The 10,708-nt window shown below is 65.9% G+C and carries 11 protein-coding genes and 1 pseudogene; 3 read left to right on the top strand and 9 right to left on the bottom strand.

What is annotated here, in order from left to right; all coding sequences use genetic code 11:
* Nucleotides 1-115, top strand: a pseudogene (locus LOK44_RS29310) (IS110 family transposase); the annotation flags it as partial.
* Between the two features lie 65 nt (nucleotides 116-180).
* On the opposite strand, the gene LOK44_RS29305 reads toward LOK44_RS29310, so the two are convergent.
* From LOK44_RS29305 to mobF, 3 genes are all read right to left on the bottom strand, one after another.
* Nucleotides 181-405 carry a hypothetical protein gene (locus LOK44_RS29305; protein ID WP_237573619.1) on the bottom strand — a complete coding sequence of 75 codons (225 nt, stop codon included), beginning with the start codon at nucleotides 403-405 and terminating at the stop codon, nucleotides 181-183.
* A gap of 120 nt (nucleotides 406-525) precedes the next feature.
* Nucleotides 526-954 carry a hypothetical protein gene (locus tag LOK44_RS29300; RefSeq protein WP_237573618.1) on the bottom strand — a complete coding sequence of 143 codons (429 nt, stop codon included), beginning with the start codon at nucleotides 952-954 and terminating at the stop codon, nucleotides 526-528.
* A 51-nt stretch (nucleotides 955-1,005) separates the two neighbouring features.
* Nucleotides 1,006-3,882, bottom strand: a complete 2,877-nt coding sequence (mobF, locus tag LOK44_RS29295) for a MobF family relaxase (protein WP_237573617.1) — start codon at nucleotides 3,880-3,882, stop codon at nucleotides 1,006-1,008.
* Nucleotides 3,883-4,050: 168 nt separating this feature from the next.
* Between mobF and LOK44_RS29290 the strand changes: the two genes are divergently transcribed.
* Nucleotides 4,051-4,860: an 8-oxoguanine DNA glycosylase OGG fold protein gene (locus LOK44_RS29290; protein WP_237573616.1), complete on the top strand. Its 810-nt coding sequence runs from the start codon at nucleotides 4,051-4,053 to the stop codon at nucleotides 4,858-4,860.
* Here the strand turns inward: LOK44_RS29290 and LOK44_RS29285 are convergent.
* The 4 genes from LOK44_RS29285 to LOK44_RS29270 all read right to left on the bottom strand — a co-directional run bounded on the left by LOK44_RS29285 (nucleotide 4,857) and on the right by LOK44_RS29270 (nucleotide 7,849).
* Nucleotides 4,857-6,044, bottom strand: coding sequence for a rep protein (locus tag LOK44_RS29285; RefSeq protein WP_237573615.1), 1,188 nt, complete (start codon nucleotides 6,042-6,044; stop codon nucleotides 4,857-4,859). The two genes, LOK44_RS29290 and LOK44_RS29285, sit on opposite strands and share 4 nt — an antisense overlap.
* 388 nt (nucleotides 6,045-6,432) lie before the next feature.
* The gene (locus LOK44_RS29280; RefSeq protein ID WP_307188224.1) at nucleotides 6,433-6,603 is read right to left on the bottom strand and encodes a toxin-antitoxin system; all 171 of its coding nucleotides are present in this window, start codon (nucleotides 6,601-6,603) and stop codon (nucleotides 6,433-6,435) included.
* Between the two features lie 504 nt (nucleotides 6,604-7,107).
* Nucleotides 7,108-7,584 (bottom strand): ribbon-helix-helix domain-containing protein, encoded by a 477-nt coding sequence (locus tag LOK44_RS29275; RefSeq protein ID WP_237573613.1) that lies wholly within the window; start codon nucleotides 7,582-7,584, stop codon nucleotides 7,108-7,110.
* 1 nt (nucleotide 7,585) lies between these two features.
* A complete protein-coding gene (locus tag LOK44_RS29270) occupies nucleotides 7,586-7,849 on the bottom strand; it encodes a toxin (protein WP_237573612.1) in 264 nt (87 codons plus the stop codon).
* A gap of 144 nt (nucleotides 7,850-7,993) precedes the next feature.
* On the opposite strand from LOK44_RS29270, the gene LOK44_RS29265 reads away from it, so the two are divergent.
* Complete coding sequence (locus LOK44_RS29265; RefSeq protein WP_237573611.1) at nucleotides 7,994-8,776, top strand: ParA family protein; 783 nt, start codon at nucleotides 7,994-7,996, stop codon at nucleotides 8,774-8,776.
* 415 nt (nucleotides 8,777-9,191) lie between these two features.
* Here LOK44_RS29265 and LOK44_RS29260 read toward each other — a convergent pair whose 3' ends face one another.
* Together LOK44_RS29260 and LOK44_RS29255 are read right to left on the bottom strand one after the other, a co-directional pair.
* Entirely contained in the window at nucleotides 9,192-10,007 is an 816-nt protein-coding gene (locus LOK44_RS29260) for a DUF8453 domain-containing protein (RefSeq protein ID WP_504928338.1), read from the bottom strand.
* A gap of 17 nt (nucleotides 10,008-10,024) precedes the next feature.
* Entirely contained in the window at nucleotides 10,025-10,297 is a 273-nt protein-coding gene (locus LOK44_RS29255) for a hypothetical protein (protein WP_237573609.1), read from the bottom strand.
* Nucleotides 10,298-10,708 lie beyond the last annotated feature (411 nt).

Here is a 10,708-nt window from a genome sequence, read left to right as displayed (position 1 = left end):
CTCGAGCGCCGAGGCCCTGCGCTGCCTCAAACGCCGCTTAGCCCGCGTGGTCTTCAACCACCTCCATACCGACCAGAAAACCCGACCAAAGCCACGCCAACTCGCAGCGGCTTGACATAGGAGAAACGCATGCAGCACCGTGGTGACGCCCCAGCATCGCCAGCGGTCTCCTACCGCCGCTCAATTGACATTTCCACCGATGCGTTCCTCGACGCGATGCGCCTGGCCGGCTCGGCCGACGCCCTTGGCGGTGAGCAACCTCAACCGGTCGACGTCATCCAAATCGCGTGGGGTCTGGTCGGACGGCGTATCGCTCGGGGATCGGCGACTCATCGCACGGGCCCGCCAAAAGGCGTATCGCGGTACGCCGTTGCTCAGAAAGGTCGACAGCTGGCGCTGCGCCATGCCGTTGACACCGTTGATGAGGACTTGTGGATCGAGTCGACGTCCGGTGCCGAGTCAGAAGGACCACCGACGTCGTAATCGTCTCTGGGGCGTCGCGGCGATGCACGCAACTGCTGGCCGTTAGGGGCGTCGGGTGGGGCTACAGACGGTCATGCTGTTCTCCCCTCGGCCGGGATCGGTGCAATGGTCGGCGACTTGGCTGGGCAGCAAGTCGGTGAGATGCCAGTCGAGGTAGGACTTGGCGAGCATCCTGAGGCCGGCCGAAACATTACCGCGGTCAACGCCTTTCGATGGTTTCTCGGTGCCGATGTGAGTGGTTGTGTCGAGATGGTCGTCGAGCAGGGTGATCAGTTCACTGGCCGCGGTGTCGGCCGCGTCGGCGGTGAACGCGCGGCGGCGGTGTTCGGGCCAGGCCGGTGGGAAGGCAATCAGATCGTGGTAAAGGTCGTCGATCGCCGCGGCTAGCGGAGCGTGATGGAAGTCGCGGCCCCAACCCAGCACAAGGCGTTCGGCGAACGCTGCTACCCGTACCTCGTCGTCTGCGTCCACTCTGAGTCGCCCCGCGTTCCTTTCCCGTCGTTACTGCCAGGTGTTCATACCTCAGAGGCCGAGGTCGTGCTCCCGATTTCGGTCCCGGGAGCGGTGGATGCCAAGGGTGCGGTCGATGGCCCGGTCCTGCTGGCGGCGTTCGGCCTGGCGGTGGGCGGCCCAGCGGCGGGCCACGGCCTGCTGGTGCTCAGCGACCAGGGAGGCCACTCTCTCGGGAAGCAATTCACTCGAAGTGTCGGCGGCGGTCTGGTGGGCGGTGCGGGCGCGTTCGTCGCGGCCGATCACCGTCCGCATCAACTGAGCCGCCTGGGCGGGGGTGCCGCGGTGGGCGACGTGCACCCCTTCGGCAGGAGAGCGGTGTTGGTGGTCGGCCTCACCGGTGGTGCGCTGGTACAGGTAGGCCTGGTTGGAGTCGCGGCCGCGAGTCATCGCCACGTACACCAGGTTTCGGGTGGCGGTGTCGGCGATGACGGCGTGGGTGGTCTCGGCGGTCACGCCTTGGGCGGAGTGCGCGGTGACCGCGAACCCGTGGGTGACGTGCTCGCGCAGATAGTCCCCGGCGAACACCGCGCGGGCGCCGTCACCGAGGCGGCGGGCGGCGATCCGGTGATTGTCGGGGTCGACGCCGATCACCTGCCAGCGTTGCCCGTTGCGCACCGGCGCCTCCTGCTCGAGCTGCTGGCGGACGTCGCGCGGGTCGTAGACCTCGAGGGTGGGGTCGTTGCGGCGGGTGATGACGACGTCCCCGGCCGCCACGTGGTGGCCGCGGGCGGCGGTGACCGTCAGTGCCTCGGGCGCGGTGCGTTCGTCGTGCATGCGCCGGTTCAACGCATCGCACATCTCTCGGGTGTCGGCGATCACCAGGGCGTCCTTGCCGGCGGCGACGTCGGCGCGCCACCCATCCAGCGCGTCGGCGGCCATCGCGATCGAATCCCCACAGTGCAGCCGGTCATGGGACCGGTACCAGGCCACCGCGCGGCGCACCGGTGCGGGCCCGCCCGCGCGCAGCGCCAGTGACGCCGACCGCTCGCCGGGGTCGTGCATCCGCCACACCTCAGACAGGCGCTGCGTCCAGGGCAGGTCCTCGCACAGTTGGGCGAACATCCCGCCGCGGGCCTTCACCGGCGCCAACTGGTGGGCGTCGCCAACCAGAACGGTCTTCGTCCCGGCTGCGGTCGTATGCGCCAGCAAACGTCGCCAGTGGTCGGTGCTCACCATGCCCGCTTCATCGACGATCACCAGGTCGAACGGCGACAACTGCAGGGTGCCGTCGGCGAGCTTGGGCAGCGCACTGTCGAGGGTGTAGCCCACCGACGCAGCGCCCTCGCCGACGGCGACGTCGACGGCCTTGCCGGTCGGCGCCAGCACGATCACCCGCCCGCTGCTGCGGCGCTCGACCAGGGTGCGCAACGCGCGCATCGAGGTGGTCTTGCCCGCACCCGCCGGCGCTGACAGCGGCGCCACCAAACGGGGGCTGGTGGCGATGTTGCGGACCGCGTCGTACTGCTGATCCGACAGCCCCAACGACGCGGGCGTGTCGAACTCGCGCACCCAGGATTGGGCGCGCACATTGGTCGCGTCGACCACGTCGAAGACGGCGCGTTCCTCGGCCAGAATCACATCGACGGTGAACCGCTCCGAGCCTTCGCGTTGATGCGCCAACCGGGGTGCGGTCAGCCGCATCCCCACGCTGTCGACGCACGCCTCGATCACCGCCCGCGGCATCGGTGCGCCACCGTCCGCCGCACCCGCGCCACCGTCGGCCATCAGGGGCAGGTGGGCGCCGATCACCTCGACCAGATCCGCCCGGGTGAGCGCGGCCTTGTCGCCGCGTGCGGCCATCGCCGCCACCGCCCGCCGATCGATCACCACACCGGTGCGCTCGATACGCGCCGCGGCCCGTGCGGCGGCCTGTTCCCGCGCGTTCCGCGCGGCGCGTTGCCCGTCGCGATCCACCCCGAAACCCCGCCCATCAGCCATCCATCCGGCACGCAGTTCCGCCCAGGATAGGTGCTCGGGTTTCTTCGGTCGGGTGGCCTTTTGCGCGGTCGCCAACTGCGCCTGCGACACCCCCTTGCTGGGGTCGATGACGGTCAGATTGTTGGCGGCCCACTCCCGCAACTGGGTGGACCGTTGCGACCATGCCGCGACGTTGGTGGGGTCAATTCCGGCGATCTCGGCCATCCCCGTGCGCGGGTCCACCGAACCCCATTCCACACCGGCGAGGCGGTGCAGTTCGTGGCGCAGCGTGGCCTGATACACGATCCCCGCGGCACGGGCCTCGTGGAACAACGACGTGCCGTCCAGTGACACCAGGCGGCCATCGGCGCGGGCTTGGCGGTTGGGCACCAGGACGTGGGTGTGCAGATGCGGATCCCCCGCCCGCGACGTCTCGTGCTGATAGGCCGCGGCGACCAACCCGGGCAGTTTCTGGAGGTCTTTCTCTCCGGTGATCGGGTTGTGCACCCGCGTGTAGCCGGCGTGCTGGGCGAGGTATTCGAGCGCTTCGGCGATCGCCGTCTGATGCGCCGCGGACACTGCTTTGTCCATCACGTCGCCGCCGAATGCCCGCACCAACGACACGCTTTTGGGGGCGCAGAACGTCAAGTCGAAGCCGTGCACGCCGCCCGTGCCGTGTGCGCGGCCGCAGTCCCCCGAGGGCGCCACACCCTCATCGAGCCAGCGCGCCACCACGTCGGGATCAGCGTCCCCACCCACGCGCGAACCGTCGCCTAAACCGACCAGTTCGGTGGCCGCGCGAGCATCCCCGGCGCACGTCCACACCGGGGTGCGGGTGTCGCGTTCGGCGTAGTACTCCGCCAACCCACCACCAGCGGATTGGGCGTCCCGAGTGGCTTGGCCGACCGCGCGGGCGGTGTCGTTGTAGTAGTTCACCGACCACCGCGACAACTTCGCGATCGTCAACACCCACACCACCCCACCCGCATCCTCGACGTTGCTGGGCCGCCCGCCCGAACAAGTCGGGGGCAGGCTCCGGCGGGCGGCATCACCAGCATCGCACAAATTTGTGCAAATGTGCCAAGATCTATTCGGGGTTCGGTCAGGTGTTGGTGGTGGGAGGCAGGATTGAAGGCCATGGACGGGCGGGACGCGCAGTTCGGGGTGCCGCAGGAATGCCGGGTGTGGTGTCGGGCTCAGCAGTACGGGGTGACGGTGCTCGATGACATGGCAGTGGTGGACCTGGACTGGTGGAATCACCGCCTCGCCGACCGCGGACTCGCGGTGCGCCTCGCTGGTCGTGACGCCGACGGCGCGCTGACCCGTCACGGGGTCGCGGTAATCGCTCGCGGCGACCTCACCACCGCCAGCGCCGCAGGCACCGGCGCGCTGGGTGAGGTGGGGGCGCTCTACGCCGCGGCGGCATGGCTGGCCGCGCACCGCGACCGGGACCGGGCGCGGCGCTTCAGCGACGTGCGCACCCCAGCACGATCAGGTGATGCCTACGACGCGATCCTCACCGCGTTGCACGCCTGCCGCCACCCCGATGTGCTCTCGGCCCCACCGACCGGATCGGGCCGGCGGTGGTCGGGCTGGCCGCACGCACCCGGGGTCGGTCCCACGGTGCTCTCGCTGTACTGCTGGGCCACCCACCACCGCACCACTGGCGATGGCGCCGCTGGGCGGGGTGTGGTGTGTCCGCAGCTGCTCGATCAGCAGGCAGTGAACTCACTGCTCCACCTGGGATGGGCGCACGATCCGGTGGTGGCCCGGTTCACCTGGGCGCGCTACACCCACTTCTGCCACCTGCTGCACACCTGGGCAGGTCAGGCTGGCGTCGCCCCCGAGCTGGTCGAGATGTGGTTGGTGGCTCGGTGGCGAGAGCGCACCGCCCCGCACTCCCCCGCCCGTGGCGGCACCGGTGGCATCGGTGAGGCGGCGCACTAGTGGCTCGGGTGGACAGTGCGTTGATGCAGGTGCTTCTCGGTCACGGTGATGCCGTGGCCACGGCGCTGACGCGCTGGCTGGTCACCGGCGAACACCCCACCCGCGACATCACCGTCGACGTCGGATGGGCTGAGCCTGGCGAGCCGTTCCTGATCCCGTGACGCCACCAACCCTCGCCCGGCACTCAGCGTCCGAGTGGAGCGTTCAGCGTGGCCGCCTTGGGTGCGTTCGGTGAGCACGCGGCGGATCTCCTCGCGGGCAGCGGCGATCCGGGCCCGCGACGTCTCGGTGAGCACCACCGGTCGCGGCGCCTGGTCGATGCTGGCGGCGGCGCAGGCGCCGCCCTTTTGTGGGGTTGTTGGGGGTGTCCAGGACAGCCGGCGTAGCCGACTGCTGAGGAACGCACCAGGGTTGGCGATGTGGTCGGGCCAGCTCCATCCCCGGGCACGCATGTCAGCGTTCAGCGCGGCGGTGATCGCACGTGCCGTCCACACCGTGGGGTCGATCCCTGCGGCGGTGAGCGCATCGCAGATGCCGCCGATGTGCGCGCGGTCCAGACCGTGGCTGCTGGCCACGAGTTCGGCGGCCAGGCGCTGAGTGGCCAGCGGCCGTGCACTGGCGCGCCAATTACGCACCTTGTGGGCTTTCAGGTTGGAGATCTTGGCGGCGGGCGCGCTTGCGCGCCCGCTTGGTGAGTAACTCCCTACGGGAGAAGAACAACAAACACCGCCTGACGGCGGTAGGTGGAAATCATGCACGAGTGGACGGGTCACCGGGTTCGGGTTGGTGGCGGGTCGTGCTTGGCGGTGCGGCACAAGGTGGTACACCGAGGGTCTGCGGCCGACGCTGGGGGTGCCTGGGGAGCCGTGGCCGCGCTGGGCTTCGACGGCCCAGCGAGACACCCGCAGCACCCGCCAGGCGGCGGTCACGGTGCGCACGTCACAACCCACCCGGGACGCGATCGTCGCGCGTGTGACCGCGACGTGGCGGCCGGTGGCGTGATCGGCGTGCTCGGCCATCACTGTGGCGATCGACAACAGCGTGGCCGCGGTGATGGACACCCGCTCCTCGGCGCAGAGCTCCCCGAGTGCCGGTGACCGGGCCCAGCGTCCCAGGCCGTCGAGCCAGCCGCTGCGACTGGTCCACATCGGCGCGCGCGGCGCGCACGCACCAGCGCGCTCCACCCAGCCGCGTCGGCGTTCATTGGCGAGGGCGCGCACGATGTGCGCAGTGGGTGCGATGGCGGCGCTGAGCGACGTCGGCCACGCACTGCTCGTCCGACGTGATCGGGCGTTGGAGAGGTCACGATTTACGCAGTCATTTCGCGGCGTATCTAGAACCGCAAGAGAACGTGCGCTACCGTGAGAGCTGTCCGGCAAAGACAGTCCCTTCGGGGAAATGGGTGCGGACCCAGAACCGAGCTGCTAACTCGGTTCAAAACCTGACAGGGCCTCGCTACGGCGAGGCCTTCGTCATGTCAGCGGGTACTCCGCACACCAGCTATTCAGATGTCACGTCTGCCAGGCACTCCTGTCCTCCCCGGTGGGAAGATCACTCCCCTGGCGCATGTCGTCACATCGCCAGCGGCAGGACCTCCTTGTCGAGTTCCCGGACTAGCTCGGGATGGCCGGCCTGGATGGCCAACAGGTCGGCCACGTATTGCGAGACAGACATGCCTCGGTCGGCGGCCTGCTGCTTGATCTTTTCGGAAACGAGACGCTCCGGGCGGGTTAGCAGTTCCACGCGGTCGCCTTTACGGGGTCGAGGCATGATCAAAGACTGCCAGCAACGACGAGGTATCTGATACAGGACACGCCGGGCTCCGTGATGTTTTTGTGACTGATGAGGTCATGCCACCGCGGCGCTGCTCGGCGGAGCGAATTGGCCGACCAATAGGCCCCCCGGGGGCACGGCGATGGTCCGAGACTCGTTATCAGGCGGCCTGTTTTATGGCCACCTATCATTTGTGGTGCCTGGTTGCGATGAGCTTCAGGAAGTGAGCCCGAGACCCGGCCGGACGACCGTGGCGCTCGGGCTTTGCGCTTTTGAGGCTTGATAGACGGCTCGGCGGCTGTGACGGCCGGGCCCGATCAGAGTGCGCCAGGGTCTGCCTTTGGCCCGCACCAGGCAATGGCATTTGGGCTACACCAGCGACGTAAACGGCGCGCTCTTACCTTCGAACTGGCCGTCTCGCCCGGCTCCACGCGACTTCACGCGACGACATCGCGGGGTGCGCGCCCAAGCGGGTCAGTTGGTCAGGTAGTCGATGAGCGCGCGGCGCATCGTCTCACCGCGGCTCACTCCGTCCATGGCGGAGCGTTCGTCGATCAGTGCGACCAGGTCCTCAGGCAAACGCACCGAATAGGTGCTCGAGGCGTCTAGTCCGATCGACGGCCGGCCCCGGCGGCGCAGCTTCTCGGCCGGTATCCCCTGATCGACTTCAGCCACCAGGCGATCGATGGTGGCCTCGTCAACGGCGCCTTCAGACTTCGGCGTCAGAAAACGCCTCGCTTGCGCATTGTGGTTTCCTGCTTCCTCGGATTCAAAAGACGCTGCGGCGATGCCGCTTTCACTGCTGCGTTCGGTGACAGTGGTCCGGGGGCGCCGCGCAGCTGTGGAGCTTTTCACGAACTTGCCGGTTGCTGCGCTGCGGTGACGCTTGCCGCTCTGGGCGCCAACGGTTTCGGCGACAGCCGTGTTGGTCTTCTTTGAAGTCTTCGACATGTCAGTGTCCGTTTTGGGCTCGTAGGGCCTTGGCGAGTTCATGTGGGCGTGCCTTCATGCAGTGGATTACCAGTTCACCTCTGGCGGTATGCAGCACGATCAACTCCAGCAAGGTGGCGTCGGGGGCGAATCCGAATACCCAGGTTCGCGGCGGGTCGTCGTCAATAACGTCATAGTCGACGTGCACATGCTCCAACGCGTGGGCGATGTCGCGTTCGGTGTAGCCGTGGGTGAGCGCAGAGGGATGCACCGTCACCCGCTCCACATTGAATATCGTAACACGAAAATGTCGGGGCTAGGTTGGCTGCGTTCAGGCGCCCAGTTCGGGGCGGAAGCTAGCTACGCACGCTAGGAGTGCTAGCATAACTAGGCTAGATTTACTAGCACGTCTAGCTAGCAGAGGAATGGTATGCAGTCGAAACGACACGCGCTCGCGAATCAAAAGGGTGGCGTTGGCAAGACGGCCACGACCCTCGGCCTCGCCAGTGCCATCAGCAATCGCGGTGGCAGAGCATTAGTTGTCGACATGGATCCACAAGCCAATGCGACTGAGGGTCTCGGTGTGTACACCGCCGATGATCAGCTCACTACCGCCGACCTGATGGACCGCACGGCAGCTGGATCGGCACTCGACGCCGTGGTGGCCACAGGCTGGGAGGGTATCGACCTCGTCCCGTCTCATCTGGACCTATCCAACGCTGAATCAAGTGGCGCATCTGATCTCGTCTTTCGCCTTGACGTCGCATTCGAGGGTCTCGACCTATCTGCATATGACGCGGTGCTCTTTGACTGCCCGCCGAGTCTCGGCAAGCTCCTATTTGCAGTGCTTCTCACGGTCGACGATGTCTACGCCGTCACCGAACCGACTAAGGACTCGGTCAAGGGTGTGACCAGGCTGGAGACAACAGTGCAGAAGGTGAAACTGCGCCCAAATCCGCGCATAGAGCTGGCGAAGGTGATTGTGTCTCGCAGACAAAACAAGGGGGAGCACATCGACCGCGAACGCGAGCTACGCGATGCCTACGGCGATTTAGTGGCCCGCACCGTCATCCCCGACCTTGGTGCACGCCAAGACGCGCACAGCGCAGAAGTGCCCATGCATCAGTTTCGTGGCGGCAGATCATTGAGCTTGCAGGTTGCCTATGACGACTTGCTGGATGAGCTTGGCATTGCGATTGGAGCGTCCGCGTGAGCACGACACGAAAGCCGGCCATCACCCGCACGGGGGGGCATCCTGCGGACACGATCCCGGATCGCACGGCCGCTGTGAAAGAGGTTGAACAGGCGAAGTTAGCCCCTCGCTCACCAGTAGAGAGGGGAGGGGAGCGGTTGACCGAACAGCACAACGTGCGCATTCGATCCTCAGTGAAGGAACGTCTTGGCAGGGCCGTCGACAAGCTGCGCTATGAAACTGGCGACAGGTCCATCAGCATCGCATCCATCACAGATCACGCTTTGGACGCGTACTTGAGAGAACGCGGCTGCTAGCTGAGCTAGCCTAGCTAGCCCACCTACCCGATCTGCCGTGTCACGCATCTCGTTCAGGAACGGAAGCACGTCCCATTAACGAAGGTTTTCGAGACGACGCCTCCCCATGCGCCAAAGGTTTAGTTGGTTGGCTCTCCAGACTGTTCGGGCGGGTGATAGCCCCGCCGCCTAGTTTCGAGCAAATCCATGATTCGGCGGTTTTCGGCCTGTTGCGCTCGCTCTGCTTGCAGTTGGTAGTCGCGCTCGCCGTCGTCGCCGCTGCCATAGACCCACACGCCGCCGTGTTCGGTACCAAAATCGCCCAGCTTTTTGTAAATCTTGCTGAGCGCGTCGTTTTGCGTTGAAAGCTTTGATTCCAACGTCTTTGTCAGATCGTGAAGCGTCTTGATGTCAACCCATGTCGTGCCCTCGCGTTGGTCGAAGTCGAGCACCGACGGTGTTTCGTGTCGCCGTTTCCGGCTGTCCGCATAGCTCACGGTGGCGTCGTGCTTCGTTGTGGGCGTCAGCCTCTCAACGTCCGTCTCGCTGAACCCGTCGATGCCGAGACGTTGTTGAAGCTGTCGACCGTGCTGCTTTCGCTCGGGCGCCGAACCCCATACGGTTCGCCACTCTTGGCCCGGTGCCAGGATAGGGATATCGGGTATTGGCACAGCGGCCAACTCGTCGCCAGACTGCAGGTTCGGTGTCGTCGTAACCGGCGGATGCACGTCGACATGTACGTCGTACGCCGGGGTGGTGCCGAAGTTCTTCAGAACAATCTCCAAGATGTTCGGAACGTCAGAGTTGGGTTCGCTGAACAGAACCACGTTCGGCTGTGCCTGTTCCTCCCGAGTTCGACGCGCCTCGCGAACCTGGATGTAACCAAAGATCGCGGCTACTAGGGCGATTAGAACCGTGACCCATGCCGCTAAAGCGGACCAAGCGTCAGCATGCATCGTTGGGTTTGCCTCGATCAGTTCTGCTTAGGTAGTCGGTGCACGATTGTCCCGGCCGGACCTTCCACGGTCGCAACTAGCCCGACGCCGTGTGTGTCGGTTTCGCGGGCAGCCTGCAGGCCGACCATGGCGGTTCCCCTCGCCTTATCGATGTGGAACCGCTTTATCTCGACCTCAAAAGTGGTTGGCGACCCATCAGGCAGGAACGTCCAAACGGTGTCGCCGGTCTCGATCTCTTCAATCGCCACCTGATCGAGCACGGTGCCATCTGAGGTACGAACGATTGTCATGGTTCAAACAGTAGAAGTGCGTACCGACAAGCTCGCTATAGATCATGGGCCGAAGAGCCACCTAGTGCTGTCGGGGTCTTCTGGGAAATTCCAGACTGATGGTTCAAGTCGACGTCGCGCTCACTACGCACGCTGCTATATCGGCCCGTGCGACAAGCGACGACGACACGACATCCGACACGCCGCAGGCTGACGGCAGCCAGCTTTAGACTGACAGCTGATCGAAAGCATGTGCGACCGACAGCGATGGCAGGGAGCGAAGTGGCGGAGTCAAACCCCCGAGGCAACACCTACGGCGTTGGCGCGAGCGCCTTGTCCTCGATCACCAAAGCCCTCGACCCCGACACCACCAGTTGGATGAAGACCCTCGGACCCGACACCAGTTACGGCGCGGGCATGAGCGCCCTGGCC

Source organism: Mycolicibacterium lacusdiani (assembly GCF_021916785.1).
GTDB classification, from domain to species: domain Bacteria; phylum Actinomycetota; class Actinomycetes; order Mycobacteriales; family Mycobacteriaceae; genus Mycobacterium; species Mycobacterium lacusdiani.
This window is presented reverse-complemented; position numbering and strand designations above follow the sequence as displayed.